The 22,858-nt window shown below is 55.6% G+C and carries 15 protein-coding genes; 5 read left to right on the forward strand and 10 right to left on the reverse strand.

What is annotated here, in order from left to right:
* The first annotated feature begins 22 nt into the window (after positions 1 to 22).
* From SH410x_RS26850 to SH410x_RS26865, 4 genes are read left to right on the forward strand one after another with little or no spacing between them, the layout of a single operon-like run.
* Positions 23 to 1,513, forward strand: a complete 1,491-nt coding sequence (locus SH410x_RS26850) for a monovalent cation/H+ antiporter subunit D family protein (RefSeq protein WP_473672450.1) — start codon at positions 23 to 25, stop codon at positions 1,511 to 1,513.
* The gene (locus tag SH410x_RS26855) at positions 1,514 to 3,067 is read left to right on the forward strand and encodes a proton-conducting transporter transmembrane domain-containing protein (RefSeq protein ID WP_473672452.1); all 1,554 of its coding nucleotides are present in this window, start codon (positions 1,514 to 1,516) and stop codon (positions 3,065 to 3,067) included.
* On the forward strand, positions 3,064 to 3,342 hold the full coding sequence (locus SH410x_RS26860; protein ID WP_473672453.1) for a hypothetical protein: 279 nt from the start codon (positions 3,064 to 3,066) through the stop codon (positions 3,340 to 3,342). Before SH410x_RS26855 ends, SH410x_RS26860 begins: the two co-directional genes overlap by 4 nt.
* Complete coding sequence (locus SH410x_RS26865; RefSeq protein ID WP_473672455.1) at positions 3,326 to 5,035, forward strand: Na(+)/H(+) antiporter subunit D; 1,710 nt, start codon at positions 3,326 to 3,328, stop codon at positions 5,033 to 5,035. The genes SH410x_RS26860 and SH410x_RS26865 overlap by 17 nt, the downstream gene beginning before the upstream one ends.
* Before the next feature lie 194 nt (positions 5,036 to 5,229).
* Here the strand turns inward: SH410x_RS26865 and SH410x_RS26870 are convergent, their stop codons facing one another.
* From SH410x_RS26870 to SH410x_RS26910, 9 genes are all read right to left on the reverse strand, one after another.
* The gene (locus SH410x_RS26870) at positions 5,230 to 5,925 is read right to left on the reverse strand and encodes a GntR family transcriptional regulator (RefSeq protein ID WP_473672457.1); all 696 of its coding nucleotides are present in this window, start codon (positions 5,923 to 5,925) and stop codon (positions 5,230 to 5,232) included.
* Between the two features lie 476 nt (positions 5,926 to 6,401).
* Entirely contained in the window at positions 6,402 to 9,359 is a 2,958-nt protein-coding gene (locus SH410x_RS26875) for an exo-alpha-sialidase (protein WP_473672459.1), read from the reverse strand.
* Between the two features lie 252 nt (positions 9,360 to 9,611).
* Complete coding sequence (locus SH410x_RS26880) at positions 9,612 to 10,808, reverse strand: sialidase family protein (RefSeq protein WP_473672461.1); 1,197 nt, start codon at positions 10,806 to 10,808, stop codon at positions 9,612 to 9,614.
* Between the two features lie 250 nt (positions 10,809 to 11,058).
* A complete protein-coding gene (locus tag SH410x_RS26885; protein WP_473672463.1) occupies positions 11,059 to 12,435 on the reverse strand; it encodes a sulfatase family protein in 1,377 nt (458 codons plus the stop codon).
* A 148-nt stretch (positions 12,436 to 12,583) separates the two neighbouring features.
* Positions 12,584 to 14,011 carry a sulfatase gene (locus SH410x_RS26890; RefSeq protein ID WP_473672465.1) on the reverse strand — a complete coding sequence of 476 codons (1,428 nt, stop codon included), beginning with the start codon at positions 14,009 to 14,011 and terminating at the stop codon, positions 12,584 to 12,586.
* 67 nt (positions 14,012 to 14,078) lie between these two features.
* On the reverse strand, positions 14,079 to 15,608 hold the full coding sequence (locus tag SH410x_RS26895; protein WP_473672467.1) for a sulfatase: 1,530 nt from the start codon (positions 15,606 to 15,608) through the stop codon (positions 14,079 to 14,081).
* Between the two features lie 15 nt (positions 15,609 to 15,623).
* Positions 15,624 to 17,153 carry a sulfatase family protein gene (locus SH410x_RS26900; protein WP_473677409.1) on the reverse strand — a complete coding sequence of 510 codons (1,530 nt, stop codon included), beginning with the start codon at positions 17,151 to 17,153 and terminating at the stop codon, positions 15,624 to 15,626.
* Positions 17,154 to 17,526: 373 nt separating this feature from the next.
* Positions 17,527 to 19,023: a mannitol dehydrogenase family protein gene (locus tag SH410x_RS26905; RefSeq protein WP_473672469.1), complete on the reverse strand. Its 1,497-nt coding sequence runs from the start codon at positions 19,021 to 19,023 to the stop codon at positions 17,527 to 17,529.
* 63 nt (positions 19,024 to 19,086) lie between these two features.
* The gene (locus SH410x_RS26910; RefSeq protein WP_473672471.1) at positions 19,087 to 20,805 is read right to left on the reverse strand and encodes a purine-cytosine permease family protein; all 1,719 of its coding nucleotides are present in this window, start codon (positions 20,803 to 20,805) and stop codon (positions 19,087 to 19,089) included.
* Positions 20,806 to 21,196: 391 nt separating this feature from the next.
* On the opposite strand from SH410x_RS26910, the gene SH410x_RS26915 reads away from it, so the two are divergent.
* A complete protein-coding gene (locus SH410x_RS26915) occupies positions 21,197 to 21,937 on the forward strand; it encodes a peroxiredoxin-like family protein (protein WP_473672473.1) in 741 nt (246 codons plus the stop codon).
* A gap of 60 nt (positions 21,938 to 21,997) precedes the next feature.
* Here the strand turns inward: SH410x_RS26915 and SH410x_RS26920 are convergent, their stop codons facing one another.
* On the reverse strand, positions 21,998 to 22,684 hold the full coding sequence (locus SH410x_RS26920) for a hypothetical protein (protein WP_473672475.1): 687 nt from the start codon (positions 22,682 to 22,684) through the stop codon (positions 21,998 to 22,000).
* Positions 22,685 to 22,858: the final 174 nt, after the last annotated feature.

The raw sequence follows: 22,858 nt of genomic DNA on the forward strand, positions 1-22,858 counted from the left end.
AAACGCTTGCGAGGCAACCCCAGTGATCGACGCGATTGACTCCCAACTGGCGATCCTCTTGATCGTGCTGCCACTGATGGCTGCACCGATCTGCGTGCTGCTCGGAAATGGGCGAGCGGCGTATTGCATTGCGCTCATCGTTTCGATTCTGACGTTCGCCTGCAGCGCCATCATGCTCGGCGAAACTCTCGATCATGGCGTGATCCATTACGACCTGGGCAATTGGCATCCACCCTACGGGATCGAATACCGGGTAGACGTGTTTTCCGGTTTCGTCCTCACCTTCGTATCGGGCATTGGCGCCGTCGTGCTGATGTATGCGCCACTGAGCGTTCGCGACGAGATCCCCGCGTCAAAACACTACCTGTTCTACGCCACTTATCTGCTGTGCTTGACGGGATTGCTGGGCATGTGCGTGACGGGCGATCTCTTCAATGTGTTCGTGTTCCTGGAGATCTCGTCACTATCGTCCTATGCACTGATCAGCTTGGGACGGACACGGCGGGCGCCGCTGGCCGCGTTCCAGTATTTGATCCTGGGCAGCATCGGGGCGACGTTCATTTTGATTGGCATTGGATTGCTCTATCAGATGACAGGCGCTCTCAACATGGCCGAAATTGCTGCCCGCCTGCCACACGAACATGGACCGCGAACAGTCCTTGTCGCGTTCTCATTCCTGACAGTCGGTCTGTGTATCAAGATGGCCGTTCTGCCCCTGCACACGTGGCTGCCCAATGCGTACACGTACGCCCCCTCGGTGGTGACGTGCTTCATCGCGGCGACGTCGACAAAGGTTTCCGTCTATGTTTTCGTGCGTTTGATCTATGGCATCATCACTCCAGGATTTGCCTTTGTCTTTCTACCGCTCGATACCGAGCTGATGCTCTTTTCACTGGTGGGAATCTTCATTGCTTCGACGGCGGCCATTTTCCAGGACAACGTCAAACGCTTGCTCGCCTACTCCAGCATTGCCCAGATCGGCTACATGCTGCTGGGCGTTTCGCTGGCAACGCCGACGGGCCTGTCCGGTGGGATTGTTCACATGTTCAACCACGCGATGATCAAGGGCGGGCTGTTCATGGTCGTGGGCTGCTTTGTGTTGCGATTGGGTAGCGTGCGACTGTCGGACTGGAAGGGTGCCGGACGCACGATGCCCTGGACAGCGACGGCTTGGGTGATTGGCGGGCTGGGCTTGATCGGAGTCCCATTAACGGCAGGGTTTATCAGCAAGTGGTTATTGCTGACCAGTATTTTCGAGGCAGGCCGGTGGCCGGTCGCGGTACTGATGCTGATCAGTTCCCTGCTAGCGGTTGTTTACGTATGGCGGGTGGTGGAGACACTATTTTTTGCTGAACCGAGCGAGGCAGCAGCGATGGCGACGGAGGCACCGCTACGGATGCTGATCCCCACGTACCTGTTAATTGGTGGAACATTGGTGTTTGGCGTTTGGACGCCCTACTCGGCGGGCATTGCCCGGGCCGCGGCCGTCGCTTTGCTGGGAGAGAGCCCTTAAATGTCCCCCGACCAGCTCATTTGGATTTCATTAGCACTGCCCCTCATCGCAGTCGCGTTGATCGTAATGTTTGGCAAGACGCCTAACATTCGCGACGGCTGCTCGGGATGCGTGGCGGCACTGCTGTTCGTCGCGGTGGCGTGCTTGTCGCGGTCCGTCTTCGCGGGAGCGAGACCTCAGTGGTCCATCGGCGAGATGCTGCCGGGGTTTGAGATCGCCTTCCGTGTCGAACCGCTCGGCATGCTGTTCGCGCTGGTTGCCGCTGGCCTATGGATCCTGACGACTGCGTATGCGGTCGGCTACATGCGCGGGCATCACGAGCAGCATCAATCAAGATTTTTCGCTTGCTTCGCCATCGCTATTTTCGCGGCAATCGCGGCCGCCTTCTCAGCCAACTTATTTACGCTGTTCGTCGCATACGAATTGATGACCATTTCGACCTACCCGCTGGTCACGCACCATGGCACGCAAGAGGCTTGCCGCGGTGGCCGAGTTTACCTGGGGATCCTGCTGTCGACATCGATTGGCTTGTTCATGCTCGCCATCGTTTGGACTTGGTCGTTGGCGGGAACACTGGATTTTCGACTTGGCGGGATCTTGTCCGAAGCCGTTGCGGCAGGTCGCATCTCGCAAACGGGACTCGGGGTTCTCATCGGTCTGTTTGCTTTTGGGATTGGCAAAGCAGCATTGATGCCGTTTCACCGTTGGCTGCCAGCGGCGATGGTGGCGCCGACCCCCGTCAGCGCTTTGCTGCATGCGGTCGCGGTGGTCAAGGTGGGTGTGTTTTCAATCATGAAAGTTTGCATCTACATCTTCGGACTGGAACTGCTGCGTCAAAGCGGTGTCAGTCTATACCTGGCCTATGTCGCTGGATTCACGCTGGTCGTCGCATCGTTGGTGGCGATGACGAAAGACAACTTGAAGGCACGCCTCGCGTATTCGACCATCGGCCAACTCGCCTACATCACACTCGGCGCAATGCTGGCGACACCGAGCAGTGTGATCGGTGGCGGGATGCACATTGCCATGCACGCCGTTGGCAAAATCACATTATTCTTCTGCGCCGGAGCGATTTACGTTGCGGCTCATAAGAAAAACATCAGCGACATGGGTGGCCTGGGTCGCAAGATGCCACTCACGTTTGCCGCGTTTTTAATCGCCTCGGTCAGCATCATCGGCGTGCCGCCAGGTGGCGGGGCGTGGAGCAAGTGGTTCTTGGCCATTGGCACGGTCGAAACCCACCAGTACATACTGACGGCAGCGCTGATGATCAGCTCGCTGCTGAATATCGCCTACCTCGTGCCGATTCCAATACGCGCGTTCATGAAACCCAAAACGGGTTTGCCAGATGGCGACACAACGACCGCCGGCAACTGGCTTTCCGAAATGCAGGAGGCGCCACTGCTATGCGTGGTGCCGCTGTGCATTACGGCAATTGGCAGCGTGGCTTTGTTCTTTGCCGCGGATTCGATCTATGAAGTTTTATTGCCGATTACCGAGAGTGGGGCGGCAGTGATGGAAACGAAACCGCCAACGGGGATCCCATCACAATGAAGACAACCGACCCCAGCTGGTTCGAAGAACCGCGAAACATTCGTAAAATGATCATCGCGCTGGTAGTGGCCTGTGCATGCCTGGCCCTGGCCGATTTGTTTTACTCGAATCCACACCCTCATTTCCCGATCGAAACGACGTTCGCGTTTCAGGCATGGTTTGGATTTGTGTCGTTTGTGGTGATCGTGTTTCTAGGTCGCCTGCTGAGAGTATTTGTGTCACGACCAGAGGACTACTACGAGCGCAGGGAGCACGACGATGACGATATTAGCTGATCTGCCGCCTGGATTGGTAATGATCGTCGGGGCGCTGTTCCTACCGCTGCTATCGCGGCGAATGCAGGCGTGGGCGGTGCTCGTGTTGTCGGCCGTCAGCTTGCTGATTTTTGTACTGACGCCGGCGGATAGCTATGGAAATATCTCGCTATTTGGGGCGGAGCTGAACGTCGTCCGGATCGATTCCATCTCGCGTCCGTTCGGGATCATCTTTCACTTGGCCGCCATCATCTCGGCGATCTACGCACTCCACGTGCGGGACACCCGGCAACACGTAGCGGGCGTGCTCTACGCGGGCGCCGCGATTGCGGCAGCCTGTGCGGGCGATTTACTGACGCTGTTCGTATTCTGGGAGCTGACCGCGATTTCAAGCGTGTTCCTGATCTGGGCGAGCGACAACGAACGCTCCTACCACGCGGGCATGCGCTACCTCATCATCCAGGTCACCTCGGGCGTGCTGCTGCTGTCCGGGGCGATCGTGCAGTATGTCAACACAGGATCACTTACGTTCGCATCGTTTGTCGGGCCGGATGAGAGCCTGACTCTGGCGGGCAAGCTGATTTTGGTCGCCTTTGGAATCAAGTGTGCCTTCCCGCTGCTGCACAATTGGCTACAGGACTCCTATCCCAAAGCGACCGTGACAGGCACCGTATTCCTGAGTGCATTCACGACCAAGCTAGCCGTGTATTCACTGATTCGTGGCTTCGCCGGCTTCGAACCACTGATCTGGGTCGGCTGCACAATGACGCTGTTCCCGATCGTGTTCGCTGTGATTGAAAATGATTTGCGACGCGTGCTCGCCTACAGCCTGAACAACCAACTCGGGTTCATGGTCGTGGGAATCGGGATCGGCACCGAACTGGCAATCAACGGCACGGTGGCTCACGCATTTTGCCATATCATCTACAAGTCACTGTTGTTCATGTCCATGGGCGCGGTGCTGTATCGGGTCGGTACGATCAAGGCGACCGAACTCGGTGGGCTGCACAAATCGATGCCATGGACGACGGGGTTTTGCCTGATCGGTGCGGGCGCTATTTCTGGGTTCCCGCTGTTGAGCGGGTTCGTTAGCAAGTCGATGATTATCTCGGCAGCTGCCGAACAGCACATGCTGGGTGTGTGGATCGTATTGCTGATCGCCTCAGCGGGGGTGATGGAACACTCGGGAATCAAAATTCCGTTCTTCGCATTCTTTTCCCACGACAGTGGCAAACGGGTGAAAGAAGCACCACGAAACATGCTCGTGGCGATGGGGATCGCATCAGCGGGATGCATCATTCTCGGGACCGCGTACCCTTTACTGTACGCGCTGCTGCCGCACACGCTCGACTACCAGCCCTACACGACGACGCACGTGATCACACAGCTGCAACTACTGATGCTTGCCGGATTGGCGTTCGTGTTTTTGATCAAGATGGGTTGGTACCCCGCCGAGAAGCGAGCAACCGTTTTGGACACGGATTGGTTTTACCGTGTCGCAATCCCCAAGCTTGTTGCGAAGCTACGAACAGGCATCGCCGCCGCTGATGGTGCCGTGCGGACCGCATTCATGAGCGGTCTCAATCGCGTGCTCGAGATCATGCGTGCCGCGTTTTGCGAGACCGGGCGGTTCGGCCGCACATGGTCCACCAACGCGATGGCATTTTGGGCATCCGTGCTGCTGGCGGCCTCCCTCGTGGTCTATTACTTGTAGCATCACCCGCCAACGCAACTTCCAACCGGCAACAAAAATCGCTCGTGAAACCGCTTCGGCTGACTAGCCGTTGGGGCGGTTGATTTCATGGGCCGCGATCCGTGAACTCGCACGGGGCGCTGCCCACGAGCCTAAACACAAAGGCTTGATCGGATGCGTTTGGCCAGTTCACGTCGCTGCAAACCAACGACGTGTCAGCAATCTTGGCTGGACGCTTCATCCAGCCTCGCCAATGAAATCCGCTGCCCCTTACGGACATGATCGACCGCAGCCTGCTGTGCGAGATCAGCGTCTCCTGCACGGATTGAATCAAATATCTTTTGATGATCCGCGCACGTCAATTTCATCGAATCCGCGTCGTAAAGATATCGACAGACACCGAAAACCCGAGTCAGGACATGCGAATGGGATGCCGTGCGAATGAGCGATTGGTTTCCAGTCGATTCAAAAACGCGAATATGAAAAGTGTAGTCCGCCTTATCGAACTCACCCGCCAAACGCTTCCCCGCATGCTGGGCAGTTGATTCAGCTTGCTGCGATGCCAGTTGCAGCATCAGGTTGAGCTCTTCCTCGATGGATGACACCTGCTCGGGTGTTGCTCTTTGGGCGGCCAACGCCGCCGCACTGGGCTCGATAATCTCACGAACTTCATAAAGTTCACGCAATTCATCGTGATCGATTCGGCGAACGATCGCCCCCAATTGCGGAACCAACTCGACAAGTCCTTCGTTCGCCAACTGACCTGCGGCCTCTCGCACCGGTGTCGCGCTGACACCGATTTCCTTCCCAATCGGACCGTAAAGCAAGCGTGTCCCAGGCTCAAAAGCGCCCGAAATTAGCTTATTCCGAAGATGCTGGTAGGCGCGAGTAGCATGGGTCTCATGATTCATACGTTTGTTCTTTAGCGAATTACCCTGGATGACAACTGGCGTTCTCATCGCTGGATCCCGAGAACGATCGCCCGCTAATAATAATAGCACAGAGTCAACCGCTGACGCGACACAGCAACGAGCCGACGATGGCTGAACCGTTCGCGTCGACGAAGAATGCCGCGATGCACATCCGGGCAAAATCATCCGGCACCACGCGCTTAACCGGGAGCCCAGCGGGCCGCGTTTCGCGAACTCGATGCTCACGCGGCTAAACGAAACGACGTGACCGGACGTGCCTACCACCGACCGCATGCTCCTGGCAAACGCAGAGCTAGCGGTGTGTCGAGTTCATGAACCGAGTCGCGTGAGCGACCGGGTGGCCCGGTGCCTGACGGCATCCGGCTCACCATTGCCGGTCGACCTTCGACTCAATCAACAGCCTGTGGGGCACATGCGGTGAATCACGTGATGTCGGCGTCCCTTTCCAGCAGTACTTACAGCTGACTCGGATCAACCACGACATGTTTAATCCGCTTGCGATTCCACGTGTATGTCAAGTGGATTTTCCCGTCGCTGCCTTGAATCATCGCTGGATAACTGAACTCTGCGCCGTCCTCTTTTTCAATCACCGCAACTTGCTCCCAAGTCAATCCGTCATCGGAAATCGCAAGATTCAGTTCCCCTCGCCCCGACTTGATGGCGTTGTATACCAACAGGCTACGCCCATCGGCCAGGGTCACTGCATCGATGCCCGAATTCGGATTGGGCAAATCCGTGGCAACGAGTTTCGACCACGTTTTTCCTTGATCCGTCGATTCGCTCGTCGCGACCACCCCTTCTTGAGTTCGGCAAAGCACCTGCAGTCGACCATCGGCATGCTCCAAGAAAGTCGGCTGGATTGCGTTAAAAGTACTCGCGTCATTGATTGGTCCGGTGCGTTTCCAGCGATCGCTCATCTCGCCATCCAACAACTGATTCTCTTCGAAGTGGATGCGCCATCCATCATGCTCTGTTGACGACCCGCACAACAGCGTCTTTCCGTCGGACAACAAGATTGGCTTACAGCGGATTGGGCCCGCAATCTCTTCTGGCAGACGCTGACGATCGACAAATGTTCGTCCGCGATCGTAGCTAACCATTACCTCACCCCACCACTGGCGAGGATTGGGTCCGACCTTGAAGAACAATAGAGTCGGCGCATCACCGGGTGGTTGATAAAGGACGGGATTCCAACATGGATACCGGAGACCATCGTGTTGAACTCCGTCGGCAACGCGATTGGGCGACGACCAATTCAATCCGTCATGGTAGCTCGTCCAGATCCCGACATCGTCATTACCTTCTTTAGTCCCACCAAACCAAGCGGCGACTAACCCGCGACTGGTTTCACAGACGGTCGATGCGTGACACTGAGGAAACGAGGATTTCTCGTAAATAAACTCGTCGCTGACCCAACCGGGGAACTTTTCTTCCGCCTTCGCCTTGGATGATTCTGCGGTCATCTCAGCGGCAGTGAACTGGACACAATCGTCGTGAGCGATATGGTAGATCCGCCCATTTTCGCTACCGACTAACAGATCCGGTTTGCCGTCACGGTCGAAATCGCAAACAGCAGGACTGGAAGTGTGGCCCGCCACATTTCGTCGGGCCAAGTTACCAACTTTCTTAAGGACGACCTTACCATCGCGGTCTTCGCAATTACGATACCACGTCGCATTTTCGGAATTGACCAACAGGTCCAATCGCGAATCGCCGTCCCAATCCACCACCGATAGTTTCACCCGTCCCGAACGACCGCAGGTGCCGGCATTCAATCGCAGTGGTTCATTGTTCTCGTCAACAAAAATCCGTTCGGCGGGCCCGCCTGATCGTCGCAATGTCAAGTATCCCGCCTGATCGAGCATTACCAGATCAAGCTCTTGGTCGTGATCAAAATCAACCGCCACCGGCGTCGTTCGCCATTGCGTTAACGCGGAACTCGATTTGGTTTGCCACCAATACCACTGTGGGGGTGATTCACTCAATCCGGTGTCGAACTCTTGCTCCACCAGCGTTCCTGATTCGTTGATCAGCAGCCCTAAACGGGAGAGAATGGAGTTATAAATGATGTCACCATCACCATCACCATCCCAATCCGCGACCGACAACGTCGTGTAGCCCCACTTGGCCTCACACGGCCCTTGGATCGAACCACTTTCACCCGCCATCACGCGAAACGGCTCGGTGGAACCGTCAGCCTTGCGGACGTTCAACAGTTGTGGCTCCGCCCATTTGGGAAGCCCTGTCGCCGAGTCTCCAAGATTCTCGAAAACAGCGATCGATCCAGCCGTGTTGCCGCACACAATATCTTCATCGCCATCGTTGTCCCAGTCGTAAATGTAAGGCGTCGACAGTGCCCCAAACTTCAACGTATCAGCTTGCTGACGAAAGTACTGTGGAGCTTTGAAAACGGGGGCGCGTTGACGAAGCTGTCCCGTGTTTTCAACCAATGCAACACGACCGTCTTCATCTCCGACGATCAAGTCGATATCTCCGTCGGCATCCCAGTCGATGGCTGTCGGCGTGATCATTTGCAGATTCATCTGCAATGGATCGCCAAGCTGGTCGGTGAGCTTTTCACCCGCCGCGTACTCAGGCACCGTACGCGAGCCAATGTTTTCAAAATAGGTAAAACCATCTAGAAATTCGCCACAGAGCAGGTCCAAGTCACCGTCACCGTCGAAGTCCGCAAAGTTGGGGCACGGCCAACCGTACACGTCAATCGCACCACCTGCCGCATGCAGTCGTTGCTGTGTCTTCGAAAACTTGGGGTCCTCGTCGCTGCCTTCGTTTGTGATTAAGTAGACGTAGCCATGCAGTGGCCCATTTCGCCACTTCCCCGAATTATCATAGGCATGGTCCCAGCCCAAATCCATCCAATTGCCAAGGCCAATGACGATGTCTTGGTCACCATCACCGTCATAGTCGACATACCGCCACATATTGCCACGCGTACGCTCTAACGCTTCAAGGTCAGGTTTCACGCTTGCATAAATTCGTTTCGGTTTGCCAAAATCAAACTTTCCTGTTTTGGAGTCACGACGGTACTCTTTGGCAGGCTGCATGATGACCGGCTCCCCATCGACATGGCTGACCATCATGTACTGGTAAGCGTTGCCAAGCTTCACCGCGGGCTTGAAAACCGGCATCTTCATTTCCGGATCTTGGCTCGTATTCTCAAAAAAGAAAACACCGTTGGATGGCTTATCGGGACAGCCGACCAACAAGTCTAAGTCGCCATCGTTATCGTAGTCCATTGGCATGGGCCAAGCCCACAGTCCGACGCCGAGATCGACTTCAAGACCAGGGTGGTTGTAGGAAAGCGGTTTGAGTTTCCAGTCGGGCTCTTCGCCCCGGGCGCACGCGCCCGTGTAGATACTGCATAACACGACGATCGTTAAGGCTCGGATCATGGAATTTCTCTTATGTTTCCGTTGGTCGAATCGCTGGTGATGGGAGAGCCATAGTCTATAGACAAAAGCCAAAATGTCAAGGTAGGATGAATGAAAGCGAGTGGGCTCTTGCACCCTGACAGCTTCGCAGAAGCGTTCCCCGGAGGACTGCCTTGAGACCAAAAGGGGACTGTCGGCGATGGGCGACCGCGCAAGCAGTGAACGCGACTGCGCCCAGCAAACTTCGAGCCCCCAAGGGGGACATAACAATAATCAGATGCCCCGGAAGTCGCTGATCCGATGGAACGTCATGAAGTTCGCATTGTGATAGTTGTCAGCATCGCCTGATTCACCCGGGAATGCCGTCCGTGAGACCGCAACGATGTCGTCACCATCAAACAAGAAGTCGGCGTATTGAAATCCGATCAGCTCTGAATCGTCAGCTGCAACAATGGTTTTAAGAACTTTCCAATTTCGAAGGTCCTCCGACGACACCAGCGCCAGGCGATTTCGATAACGGGCCGGATGAGGTTGCTGGTCGTTCTTAGGAACCCAGTTGACCAGGGACCAATAACGATTCCCGACGGGATCCCGACGGACGCTGAACTTTTTCGCGCCCCCGGGCATGAATACGATCTCAGGTTTGGCGTTTTCGGGATGAGGGGCCTGCGAGCTTTCGTACGCCAGAATTGCAGCACGCTCGGCGCCCAGGAAGGTATGGACGCGAAGCATATTGACCAGTTTCCCGTCAGGGTCGACGACCGCGTTGCCTTCGAGCCAACCGCGGAATTCGTTGCTTGGTAACCAGGCTGGGTCGTGGACAGACGGCTCGCTGTGGAACCAGTTGTCAGCGTTGAGCAAGTCAGCGTCTTCGGCAACGGACAGCAAGAAAGGCTTCAAGCCTGAGAAGCCGCGTCCTTCGCTTTGTTCAAATGCGCGCACCAAACGACCTTCGTGCAAGATCACTGGTGTCGGAGCGGTGTGATAAGCTCCTTCACGGGTCAACCGTCCGGATTTGCGGTCGATAGGGTCGGTCCAGGTCACGCCCCCATCAGTACTGCGACGAATGACGATGTCGCGAGGGTAGGTACCGAGCAAGTACAGAGAGCCTCGGTGAACGAACAGGTTGCACCAGTGCGCATTTTTGACAGTCGAGATTTGTTTCCACGTCTCTCCGCGATCATTTGACCGATATACCTGGACCACGCCAAACTGCCCCTTCTCTTTGGCTGCCTCACCAAACTGATCATGGCAGGCAACATAATCCCCGTTGGGAAGAATCGCGATACTCGGCGATCCGATGAAGATGCCCGTTGATGCAGGGCGATGCGCAATCACCGTACCGGGAACCGGGGAATCGACCGTCTTCGCAGCGGGGGTGTCGGCCACAACGACACTCGAAACCCCCAGCAGAAGCCAAGTTGCGACGACAAAAACGAAGCGACTCCCATCGTACATTATTGATTTCATCTGTGTTGCCATGCTCATGTCCCGGATTCGATTTGTTCATAGATGAAGGTCGAGCGTCCCGCGGTCGCCCCTCTCCGCTCGCGGAGCGATCGGACACTTAGTCTCCGCTCATCCCTAACCATCGCGTGAAGAAAAACGGATGTGGGTACGCTCGCCCGAGCATGGGATCCCATCGTCTGGCGACGGTAGCAACGGGAGGATTCGTCACTTGTTGTTCACGCGCTCCTAAACCATAAGGCCGCTCGACGCTCTATCGTGGTGAGCGAGACTGCCAAGCGGTCGCGCCCCCTCGTTGGATATGTCGGCTGATTTTGGCTTGCAAGTTTCGAACGATTTGCTTCTTTTCGCTAGCCAAGTCATTTTGCTCGCCGGGATCGCGTTCCAGATCGTATAGCTGCAGTGGCGAATAAGGATCATTCTGCATGAGCTTCCATTTGCCATCGATGATCGCATGATATGCTTTGCCGCCATATGCAGGGCCACCTTCGCGGCGCACAAAGTAAAGCTCCCGCTCGGTCGTGCTTTCTCTGCCAGCAATTGCATCACGCATGTCAATTGCATCAAAACTGTCAGGGGTTTCGAGACCGGCATAAGCCATGAACGTGGCCGCGAGATCGAAGGTCAGCATTGGGCTGTCGCTTTTTGATCCTGCGTCGATTTCCTGCGGATAACGAATGAAACAAGGAACCCGCAAACCACCATCGTAGTGACTCTGTTTGCCATCGCGCCAGGGATCGTTATTCTGAGCATGTGCCAGCGATCCTCCGTTGTCCGAGGTGAAGGCGACCACGGTATTCTGGCGAAGGCCAAGTTCGTCAAGATGTCGCAATAGTTTGCCGATTTCATCGTCGAGATGTTCTACAAACGCAACATTCTTAACGCGTGCGTCACTCAGATTCGGTAGCCGTTGGCGGACCTGGGCCTCCCATCGCTCCGGTGGTTGGATTGGGAAGTGTGGCGCATTATAGGGGAGGTATAAAAAGAAGGGTTGCCCAGGCGTTTTCGACCGTTCGGAAAGATAGTCGATCGACCATTGAGTGAACAATTCCGTTGCATGGCCAGGCGGATCGATCGTTTCTTGATCGAGCCGCATGTAGTTGAAACCTCGTCGGCGATGGGTGTAGTAGTCATCCATCATGTCGCCGAGAAACCCGTGAAAGTGATCGAAGCCACGCTCGAGCGGCGTATTGGGAGCGTCCAGCCCAAGGTGCCATTTTCCAACGATCGCAGTGTGATAGCCTGCGCCGGAGAGTCGGTTCGCCAGGGTTGGCGAATCGGGATCCAAGTACCCCCAGGAATTTTCGGGGGTGGTGCGAATGACGCCGGGCACGCCAGCTCGGTCGGCGTATTTACCCGTCAGAATCGCCGCCCGCGTGGGAGAGCAAACCGTGCAGTTCGCTCGCATGCGTGTCATCATCACCCCTTCAGAGGCCAGCCGATCCAAATTCGGTGTCTGCACTTCCGCACTTCCATGGCACGACAAATCGCCATGCCCCAGATCATCGGCCAAAATCAAAATAAGGTTTGGCCGGGTGGCTGATGCGGCCTCCGTCTTCGCGACCAAAACGCTGAATGTCAGCAAGACGCTGGCGATGAACACCACGTTCGAACAGGATTCTTTTTTCATGGCAATCTAGTTTGGAGTCGATGGATGAGAGCGAGTGCGTGGTCAGGAATCCGAGGGTACTTGCCGTAAAAAAAGTACCGGCCGATTGCGTCTTGTCGCTCCAAGAATTGGAACGGCTTCAATCTGTAAATCCCCTCTCCTGCCGCACCTATTTTTTGGGTGTAGCAAGACGAGCGTTCATCTGAGCAAGGGTCGTTCGAAGTTGCGTCGCTAAGTCCTCCGCCAACTGAGGCAAGTCGCCACTCAGGTCATGCTGCTCGGAGATGTCAGTACTCAGGTCATACAGTTCAACGTGTTCGTCTTCGTAGAACTGCAGCAATTTGTAGTTCCCGCGACGCAGAGCGGATTGCGGCCGCGTTTTACTAACCGCGAAATCATCGACCCCAATCTCGTCCAAGGCCGCCGCATATCCCGTTTCAGGATGGTAAAACGGAAACGACCAAACTAACGGTCGAGGAAGTTCGGCGTCAGGACTGGAGAACGAAGCTGCGAAGCTGGCTCCATCGACATCATCGGCTCGCCCACCGGCGAGCTCAACAAAAGTGGGCAACAGGTCGTAGCCGATAACCGGTAACTTGCACTCCGATCCAGGCACGATCTCGCCGGGCCAGCGAGCGATCAAGGGAACTCGAATTCCACCTTCATAGAGATTCCATTTCGAGCCGCGCAGCGGAGCATTCGAGCAAAACTCGGGATGGCCGCCGTTGTCGGACATGAACACCACTAATGTGTTGTCAGCCTTTCCCGAAGATACGATTGCGTCGAGCAGCGTGCCCACATGATGGTCCATGGTCTCAACGAACGCAGCGTATTCGAGCCGTTGTTTTCGGTTGGTGGCGTCGCTTGGTATTCGACTGTCGTACTGATCGACTAACCATCGACAACGATTCCTAACCGGTGTATGGACATGATAGAGCGAAGCCATTGCAAAGAACGGACGTGCATGCGGTTCTCGCAAGAAGTCGGCAGCGGCATCAATGAGCGAATCAGTCGGGTACTGCCCATCGGGCAAATGGGGCGGGCTCTTTTTCTTACCCCACGCGTAGGGATGGTCGCCAAAATCTTCGACGGCAACCTCAAATCCTTGCTTCAGCGGCCCGTATTGAGGATCCCAGGCGAGATAGCGCCCGTTGAAATGTTTGCTGACATGCCATTTCCCGAAAAACGCAGTGAGATATTTCTCGTCTTGCAACCGCTCAGCAATGGTGCGTTCGGCCAGTGGCAAGTTGACCGTGATCGGTGGCGTCTGCAGCGGAACACTCGCGTCGATTCGCTGGTTTCCGGGCTTGGACTTGGTGACGAACTCGAAACCAAGACGCGGCACCGTTTTGCCCGTCAGGATACTCGCCCGGGCGGCAGAGCAGATTGGCGCCGGTGAATACGCATCGCTGAATTTCATCCCTTGGGCTGCGAGCGCGTCGATATTGGGCGTGCGGTGATAAGGGTGCCCATAGCAGCCCAGGTCCGACCATCCCAAATCATCCACCAAGATGAAAACGATATTGGGTGTCGCCGCGATCGACTGCTGCGAAAACGCTGCAAGCAAGAGCAACACAAACATGGCGGGGCATTTCATTTCGCTACTTCCAATTCGAGAGGTCCAGTTCGGTCATTTCCGCCCCCCAAAGGCCCGTAAGAGATGCTCATTGACTCGCCTCACGAAATGACTCGATGCGACTGAGGCGATCGAGTTTCTCCTCAAGGGCACGCTCGACAACTGCGAGATCGTCGCGGCCCGACAAATTCACCGTTTCCATCGGATCATTTTCGTGGTCGTACAATTCCGTCGCTAGAACATTGCCCGAAGCGAGGGCTTGCCACCGTGTATATCGGTACCGCGGAGTACGAACGGAGTATCCCATTTCGGTAAAGGGGCGCCCCTTCTGAGCGTAGGGTGGACGTGGGTTTTGAGTTAGCACTGCATCATGGATGGTCGCCTGAGTGTCGTTGAGAATGGGGCGTAGACTCACTCCCTCCAGATCGCCCGGGGCCGTCAGGCCACAGAGATCTGCCAGCGTCGGGTAGATATCGAGCAACTCAACCAAGGCGTCCGTCCGTTTCGACTGGCTCGCACTACCGGGAACTGAGATCATCAACGGGACGCGAGCGTCCAGCTCGAAATTAGATGTTTTGCACCACAGATCATGTTCGCCCAAGTGAAACCCATGATCGGACCAAAACACGACAATCGTGGATTCGCGTAGCCCCAAGCGATCGAGTTCGTCCAAGACCTTGCCGATCTGCGCGTCGACATAACTGATTGCTGCGTAATAACCGTGGCGAAGCCGGCGCACTTGATCGTCGGTCAAAGCATCCGGGAAGCTGCGCAATAGCTCTCTGCCGTCATGCATTGCCAATGCAGGCACATCCTCGGGCGGCAGCGGGTTGGCGGGCATACCGACTTGGTTGAAATCATATTGATCCCAGTATTTGGCCGGTGCATTGAAGGGCAGATGCGGCTTCCAAAAACCAACACCGAGGAAAAACGGCTCGTCACGGAGTTCACGTAGTCGCTGGACGGCAAGGTCTGCAATCTGGCCATCCCAATAGGCGTCGTCAGGTACATCGCGTCGTTCGGCGCGGGCGACGCCTGCTCGATCAGCAGCAAGCGATCCCTCCACTTCTGCGGGATTCTTGTTGTGGTTCCCGTAGTGCAACTGTTGATCCACACTCCACGACATTCGATCGCCTTGAAATGCATCTTGTCGGAAGTTATGGAATATTTTACCAATGCCGTGAGCTTGATAGCTGTTGTTCTTGAACAACTGCGGCAGCGTGACGATATTCGGATCCCGCTGCCGAAAATGTGTTTCCAAGTCTGCGATCCCCAGCGTGTCCAGCCGCATGCCCGTGAGCACCGAGGCCCGAGAAGGGTTGCACACCGATTGCTGGCAGTACGCACGATCGAAGACGAGACTCCGCTGAGCCAATCCGTCCAAATGCGGTGACTGAACAATCGGCGACCCATAGCAGCCAAGCTCCACTCGCATATCGTCGACGGCAATGAACAAGACGTTCATTCGCGGGGACGCAGCGTCCTCGCCCGCCTCAGCCCTGCTCGATCCAGCAAGTGTGGCAATGCCCACCGCTACGGCGAGCAGGAGCGTCGAGAGATCGTCAAAGGGACAGCAACGCAATTCTCGGCCTGAGATAAAAAAGTGTGAACGCAGCATAGAGAACAGACGTGGTTAGGGTGCGGGATGGTTTAACACGGGATCATCAATCTCTTCCATCCTCGCAAGCAGCTTGCGTTGGAGTTGCTCGATGACCTGCTGGATCTTGGGATCGGAGTCATTGATGAGATTGATCGATTCATTTGGATCCGACTTGAGATCAAAAAACTCATCGCGACCCGTGTTATGAAAGTCACGAACTAGCTTGTAACGCGGTGTGCGATAGCATCGCATCGTGGCGACGGCGTAGTGAATCATGCTGTACTGGCCAAAGTAATCTTGATCCCATTCGCCGATTGGCTGGCCAGCCAACATGCTCGTCAAATCGCGACCACGCAGAACGAGCCCGTCAGGGGGCGGCACGTTTGCCATCGACAAGAGTGTCGGATAGAGGTCTAGGCTGGTCACGGTATTGTCGGTCACGGCGCCCCCCTGGGTGACCCCGGGCCAACGGATGATCGCGGGCACCTTCAGTGACAGGTCATATAGGTTTGGCCGATACTTGTTCGAGATGACTCGCGTGCCATGATGCATTTCCCCGGGGGGTTTGGTTCGTGTTGCCCAAATACCATTCCCCTTATGGACAATCCCATTGTGGCCCATGTTGTACCCGTGGTCCGAGGTGAAAATCACGATGGTGTCATTCGCGATATCCAACTCATCCAATTTATCGAGCAGGCGACCGAGATTGCGATCAACCCCACTCGTGCTGGCCAGATATTCCCGCATGTCACGCTTGACCCGCTTGATATCCAAGTCCGGATAATCGGGGTTCGGGATCGTGGGATCCATTTCCTCGTAAGGCTCCCAGTCCTCAGGTGCCACAGGCAACCAACGCCCGTGTGGTGCGCGCGTGTGAAAACACAACAAAAAGGGATCAAGCTGTTGTTGCGATTCTTCGATGAACTTGATCGCATGGTCGGTGAGAATATCTGTCGTCAACCCTTTGAAATGCTGCTCTTTCCCATCCTTCTCCATCACGGGATCGCTGGGAGACGTGCCCCCAGAGTACAGCCCCATGAAGTAGTCAAAACCATGATTCGTGGGATGAAACCTTTCGTTACCAGAAAAGGTCCAGTCCCCAAGATGCCATTTACCAATCAAACCCGTGTGATAGCCCGCAGACTGTAGGACTTCAGCGAACGTCGTCGCGGCAACGGGATCAAGAGCCACCTGGTGTTGCGAATCAAAGAGAACGTGCCCCGGCATGGGGATAAAATCGTCAATCCCCCATTCGCTCGCGTACCGCCCCGTCGCCAGGGAGGCTCGCGATGGGCTGCACACCGGCGTGGTGCAAAAGAAGTTCGTGAACGTCATCCCTTCACGAGCCAGGCGATCCATGTTCGGCGTCACTGCGTGCGGAACGCCACCATACTGACCACCGCTGACGGCCGCCCCCATCGCCCAGGGAGCCTGGTCGTCGGTGAGCACGAACACAATATTAGGCGGCTTAGCGAGACAGGTGCCGGCAGAGAAACACAGTGCGATTGCGAAAAACAACATCAAGAACGGCGTCCGAGAAAGGACGGGACGACTCAAAATCATCTTCACGTTTTTTACACTCAGGGGATGCACAAACAGTTCCAATCAGGGGTTTTGGTGGCGAGCAGCATGAACTGAATAGGGAACGAGCGAATAACAAGTGGCCGAACGCTCCGCGGTCGGAATCGTCGACCGCGGAGCGTTCGGCCACAATATCAGACAGTCATTTTCCGTTCGTTCCGATATCGTTCGTTTCTCATCCGAATCAGCGAGTAAAACGAGCCGAGCCATTCGACCGGGCGAGTATTCCCTCAACCCCGATCCTCCAGCGACTCCCGATCAACATATAGAAGAAAACCACCACGACAAGTACCGAACGACAAGGACTGAACACGTCGTTCCAAGCCCCATGCGTCGCCATCAGACGAACGCGTCGTTAGCCTTGACTCTCGATGATCGTTCGCATGGGCAGTGAGATATCGGCATCTCCGTACACTTGGTCTATCATCTGCACATACACTTCCGCGAACCGTTCATTTGCGGCGAGGTCACCAAACACCGGCTTCAGCTTCAAGAATGATAGTTTGTCCTCACTCGTTTTGCTTGCTGCTTCGCGCAATACATCCTTCATGTCATCAACAATTTCGAGTTGTTTGCCGTGTTGATCCACGCCTTTGTCGCTATACAAACACCACGTGGCGATCACCAGCGCCGCATACTCAATGCTCCCATTGCGACGAAGATTTTCCGTAATTGTTGGAATCAGGAACACTGGGAGTTTCGTGGAACTCTGCAAGCAGATTCGCTCCACATTGTCTTTGATATTCGGATTCCCGAAACGTTCGATCAAGGTGTCCTTGTACGCAGTCAAGTCGATGCCTGCGACGGCATCCAACGTGGGCGTCACCTCCCGATCCATGAATCCTCGCAGATACGTCGCAAAGAGTTTATCAGACACGCACCCATCAATGGTTTGATGTCCGAACATGGCACCTAGAATCCCCAGCACGGAATGCCCTGCGTTGAGCAGCCGGAGCTTCATGGTTTCGTATGGTGTGACATCAGGAACAAACTGGGCGCCGACCTCTTCCCACTGAGGTCTGCCATTGGAAAACTTGTCCTCGATCACCCATTGGCAAAAGGGCTCACAGGTGACCGGCCATTCATCATGCAAACCGAACCCGTCTTCGAGATACTTGATGTCCGCTGCCGCAGTCACTGGTGTGATTCGATCGACCATCGCGTTCGGGAAGGCGACCTCGCTCTCGATCCACTTCGCCAGTTCGGGATCCTGCCGCTGCGCGAAGCCAAGGACCATCTTCCGGGTCAGATTTCCGTTGTGTTGAATATTGTCGCATGACTGAACTGTAAACGCGGGGAGGCCACGGTCTCGCCTTTTCCGGAGTGCCGCAGTCAAGTATCCGAACACCAACCTCGGCCGCAACGGATTCTCCACGTCGTGCAGCGCGTCGGGATTCGAGAAATCGAACTCACCCGTGTCAGGGGCCACGTTATAGCCTCCCTCGGTGATCGTGAGCGAAACGATCCTTGTCTCGGGGCTCGCCATCGCGTTGATCACCGCCTCCAGATCGTCGCAACCCAACAGAAAATCAACTAGCGAGCCGATCACCCTGTTCTTGATTGTTCCGTCCGGATGTTTTGCGATGAGCGTGTAGAGGAAGTCTTGCTTTTTCAGCACGGCCGCCATCTTGCGATCCGCTTCTCGCAAGCCCACGCCGCAGATACCCCACTCCGGAACATCTTTGGTCTTCATCAGTTCATCGGTGTAGAAAGCTTCATGCGAACGAAAAAAGCCGCCCACCCCGACGTGCACAATCCCCGCCTTCATGCGACTTCGTTCGTAGTCCGGACAAGCGATCTCGCCAGAAACTCGCGTCAGGTTTTGCTCGTTGAGATGAAGTGTTGATTTCATAGAATTTCTCGATGGTTTTGCCGTAGTGCAGGGGGCGACAGGTGACCCGCTCAGGATGCATCGTCAATGTAAATTCAATGCCTTTTTGCGGTGGAGAACCCAATACGCGGAGGCGAAATAGGTGATCGTGAACACGAAGGCCCAGGTGTAGAAGATCGCAGCATTGCTCTCATAAACGATCATACTGGGGCTCCTGAACATCGTCATAAGAGCCAGCACGAGCGTGATCGCGAGACTTGTCCAGGCGACGCCTTGCAAAACCTTTGTCAGTATCGACTGGTCTTGGACCGGATGCCCTTCCGCGAGCCCCTGCTGAGTCTGAAATTTCTTGACCGCTGCGTTGAACTCCCGCTCTTGCTCCTCTTCGGCTGGATACTTCTCGGCGGCACCATACATTTTAGCAAGAATGGTGTAGAGCACGATGGTGAAGCCCCACGTCGGCAGAAACAGATAGAAGAACGACATCACGTTCAATGCATTGAGCCCGAACCCAAATATCAGGCCCACGACCCAGGATGCGACGGCCGGCGTGCTGTGGGCCAATTTCCGATACTTCGCCCAGTACCGGGTGAACCCGATGCGTGGAAAGATCACATGCTCGGCAAACACAATCGCGCCTACCGGAACGACCAGCAGCCCTGCATAGGTGAGCAACGGCAGCATCTGACCAAACACAAATGGGAAGCACGCGATGACGACGGTGAAACAGCCCACCGTGAACGTGACCTTCTGCCGAGAATAATTATGAAAAATCGCCTGGGCTGCTAACCCTGCTCGATAGAGATTTGCATTTGCCGTCGTCCAGCCTGCGATGATGACGATCACATATCCGGACAGCCCCAAGGCGCGATAGGCAACGTCGCCCGGATCAAGCTCAACGATCGAGGATTTCAGCAGCACTGCCGTCCCCGCACCCATAATCCCTGCCGAAATCCACGCGATATAATGCCCGAACAACATTCCCGCACTGCTACACAGCCCATAGATGGATCGTTTCGCATACCGCAGCAATGCCATGTCGATCAAACCAAAGTGCGTGATCGTATTGGCTGCCCACGCAAAGCCAATCACTTCCAGCAGACCGATCCCAGGCTCTCCTTGGCTGTTCATTCCTGTCCAGATGGAGTGATCTCCGATCGTGATGAAGTCTTCGAAGCCCGTTAGCGATGTCCGGCCAAGGACCGCGTCGGCCAGTGCCGGAAACATCACCAAGGCACCGCTGGTAAACATGACCACCAGCCACGGGCCGCAGATACTCGAGAATTCGGCGACTGCGCTGAAGCCATACATCGCGACCAGCACCACGATCATGCCCACGGCCAGGACAACCAGCACGAACAATCCATTGGTGGGATACCATTGCAACTGTGCCGGTATCCCAAACAACAATCGCACCGCTGAACAGGAGACGGTGATCATCGCTGCCGAGATGACGGTGAAGATCAGCACGTTCGCCCAGTTGTAGAGACTGGTCATCGAGTCGCCAGCGATCTTGTGCAAATACGTGTAGAGGCTCAGTCGAGTCTGAACTGCGATCGGCGCCGTGATCAACGTCCAACTGAGAATCGCCAGCACATTGCCGATCAGCAGCCCCACGAGGATGTCTTTCGTCGTCGCCCCCAGTGCCACGAAGGTCGCGCCAATGACGAACTCCGTCGCGGCCACATGCTCGCCCGCGTAGAGGCCGAGAAAGTGAGTCCAGCCATGCAGCTTATGATCCGGAATCGGAAGCTGCTCCGACTTCATGTTCGCAATCGCCTGCGGGTTCGTGTCTGTGCCCATGATCGATCTTCGCCTTGTAATCTCTCGGTGATCCCGATGTTTCTCGATTGGCAAAGGCCACTGTCCTGAGGGTCCAAGTGCCGCCATTGCCTGGTTCGTTGTACCACACATCTCAGCTGCTGTGACATTGAGTACAATGGGCACTCCGCATGAGGGAGGCGGAGACATCCCCAAAATGTCCATTTTATTGGTTGGTGTCTCTTCGGACACACAGACGATCCAATTCGAGTGGCCGGTTGCAGAGGCTCAAGCGACGTTGAGAAACGTCCGAGTCCCCCCCCTTTCGGTTCGTTGAACCTGACACCATTTCGAGAACGCCACGACGCCGCGTTGCGGCGACTCAGCAACCTGCCATCAACCGACACCGACACCCTCTACCCCGGAATCCAACGTGAACCGTCCTATCCATCTCGCCCTGATCAGCATTTTCACCTCGATCGCATTGAACACCTCCGCCATGTCGCAAGAGCCAAATGCTTCACCGACTCTGTCCCAACAGCTCGCCGAAAAGGCTGCTCAGAGCGCCAAACGCGCTCCAGCAGAGCGGCTGGCGGCGTACCAAAAAAGCATTGACCTGGTGCGTGCCACCGGCATCGAAAAATCGGCCAAGCAACTCGGGGACATGGCCGTTGATGGGCAACTGAAAGACTGGAAAGGCAGCACGGTGACCCTGAGCGAACTCTGGGGCGAAGGCCCAGTTGTGTTGATGTGGTATCGTGGTGGATGGTGCCCCTACTGCAGCATCCAGCTTCGGGCGATGCAGCAGCATCTCGACGAAATTGAGAACGCGGGGGCAAGGCTGGTCGTGCTGACCCCCGAGCTACCCGAGAAAGCCAAGGAAACTGCCGAGGCGAACGACCTGAACATCGTCGCCCTGCATGACGCCAATCTCAAACTGGCGAAGAAGTATGGGATCGTTTTCGACTTGCCCGCGCCCATCGCGCCGATGTATCGCGATAGCGGCAGGCTAAAAGAGTTCAACGGGAACGATGACTTGCAACTGCCACTATCGGTAACCTATGTGATCGATCAGTCCGGCAAAATCACCTACGCTTTCCTCGATGCTGACTACAAAAATCGAGCGGAACCATCCGACGTGATCGCGGCCGTCAAGGCCATCGCAAATGAGTAGCGGAAACCCCGATCTGCCCCATTTGCGATTCGCCCTGCCTAATCAGCATCGTGAATCCGGCTATTTTTGCACGCCGTATTTCGCAGGATTTTGATTGAACATCTTTAGCTGGTCTTCACCGGGGAACTGGTACCGCAACCCCTTGTAGATGCTCGTGAATTGCGGTGTACCGTCGACGTCTTGGTTCATCTCGACTCGGCATACGGAGCATTTACCGCCCAGTGCGAGATCGGCGTTCGCGTACTTTGCCTGGTTGGCTTCGAACATGCCTTTTGCTTTTTCGTTGGAGAACAGAAAGAGACGGCCATCCTGGAGAGCCGCGTACTGCACGCTGCCGGGAACCCGCTTGTTCATCTCAACCAAAGCCACCACGCAATCGCCGCCGAGCACGGGCGTGTACTGAGCAGGATTTTGCAAGAACATCTGCTTTTGTTCTTCGCTTGGGAACAGGTAGGTTTTGCCGTCTTGTTTCGCAGAGAACTGAGAAGTGCCCCGGATCCACTTGCCCATTTTGACGACGCACACTGGACAGTAGCCATGCAGCCCCACATCCTTCCCCGGTGACGTCACGCCAGCCGCGTTTTTCGTTCCGCTTCCCGATGGCACGCTGCTGCGAGGTGGAGCGGTCCGCGTTCCTGACTGAGCGGATGCCGGCGCCGCCAGATGCGACGCAAACGCCAATGCGATCGTCGCAATCATGAAACCGCGAAGTTTAGCCGAAACGGCGAGAGAGAGTGTTTGACTCATGGTTCTTGCTTTTCAATTGGAAGGATAGGACTGGGATTTTTTCCCAATGGAGAGATAGGGATGACGTATCACCTCCCGCTTCCTTACAAAGAAACTTGCCTTAAATTTCCCAGACCAACCATCGCAGGACAGCGGTCACGTCTGGTCGGAGGCAAACGAGCGCAAGCTCGCACA

The sequence above is a fragment of the Rhodopirellula sp. SH410 genome, from assembly GCF_055811895.1.